General features: G+C 50.7%; 2 protein-coding genes and 1 pseudogene. All 3 read right to left on the bottom strand.

What is annotated here, in order from left to right; translation table 11 throughout:
- Positions 1-262 precede the first annotated feature (262 nt).
- Positions 263-1,012 carry a 23S rRNA (guanosine(2251)-2'-O)-methyltransferase RlmB gene (gene rlmB, locus ACTHUE_RS18795; RefSeq protein ID WP_049322071.1) on the bottom strand — a complete coding sequence of 250 codons (750 nt, stop codon included), beginning with the start codon at positions 1,010-1,012 and terminating at the stop codon, positions 263-265.
- 62 nt (positions 1,013-1,074) lie between these two features.
- Entirely contained in the window at positions 1,075-1,383 is a 309-nt protein-coding gene (locus tag ACTHUE_RS18800; protein ID WP_003680717.1) for an AzlD family protein, read from the bottom strand.
- Positions 1,380-1,484: pseudogene (locus ACTHUE_RS18805) on the bottom strand (AzlC family ABC transporter permease); the annotation flags it as partial. The pseudogene ACTHUE_RS18805 and the gene ACTHUE_RS18800, both read right to left, overlap by 4 nt.

Genomic DNA, 1,484 nt, shown 5'->3' on the forward strand with positions numbered 1-1,484 from the left:
AAATACCTATATCTAAGTTACTTTATTCTCGTTACGCAATTTACCGGTTGTCGTCATTCCCGCCCCCGACTACGCGAGGACAGGCTACGGCGGGAATCTATTTTTGAAATTCGGAAACTGTTTTTCAAATAAGGGTTTCTCAAGTTTTACGATGGATTCCCGCCTGCGCGGGAATGACGGTGCTAATCCGCCTATAACAAACGTCGTCTGAAAACCAAATTTCCGGTTTTCAGACGACGTTTTCTGTTCACAAACCTAAGCGTTATTTCTCTGCTTTCAACACCCGTTGACGGCGGGTTTCGCTCAATACCATGCCTGCGCTGACGGAAACGTTCATGCTTTCTACCGTGCCAAACATCGGAATCGATACCAGCATATCGCAATGTTCGCGCGTCAGGCGGCGCATGCCTTCGCCTTCGTTGCCCATTACCCAGGCCACGCTGTCGGGCAAGTCGCAGTGGTAAAGGTCGGAGTCGCCGCCCATGTCCGTGCCGACAATCCAAATGCCGTACTCTTTCAATTCACGCAAAGTACGGGCAAGATTGGTTACGGTAATATACGGCACAGTTTCCGCCGCACCACAGGCAACTTTGCTGACGGTCGCATTCAGGCCGGCGCTTTTGTCTTTGGGCGCAATCACGGCATGCACGCCCATCGCATCGGCAGTACGCAGACACGCGCCGAGGTTGTGCGGGTCGGTAATGCCGTCCAATACCAGCAAAAACGGCGGTTCGCTCAGGTTTTCCAACACATCTTCCAAGTGAACATGGTTTTTGGAGGCATCGATAAACCCGACCACGCCCTGATGACGCGCCCCTTTGCTGATGGCATTCAGGCGGTCGGCATCAGCAAAATGCACGCGTACGTTTTCAGAGGCCGCCTTATCCAATACATCGCGGGTGCGCGCATCGGATTTGCCCTCTTGGATATAGAGTTCGGTAATCGATTTCGGGTTTTGCCACAAACGGGCATTGACGGCGTGAAAGCCATAGATGAGTCGTTGGTTTGCCATGTTTTTGCTTTATCAAAAAATTCAGACGGCCATTATAACAAGTAAGGCCGTCTGAAAATTTTTTATTTCATCAAATAACCGAGTATGCCCGAAGTGCCAACGCCGATTAAGACCGTTACCAACATCGAAAACCGGCTGGCCGCCAATACCGTCAAAGCAATGGCAATCAGCTCATGCGGTTTATCTGATACAAAATAAGGTGCAATCACGGAAATCAACACACAGCCCGGCGCGGCCTCCATAACCACTTGCGCGCGACGGCTCAACGTACGGTTGCGTAATGCAAAAAAGCCGATTAATCGGGTTGAATAGGTAACAGCCAACATGCTTAAAAACAGCAGAAACGATTGCAGCGACAACAAATCCTTCATTTTTGCTCTCCCCACAAATACGCCGCCAACAAGCCAGACAACGTTCCGGCCGGAACATACCATGCGCCATCCACGGTCAAATAGGTTGCGCACGCCACAAT

The organism is Neisseria sp. P0021.S005 (genome assembly GCF_051956955.1).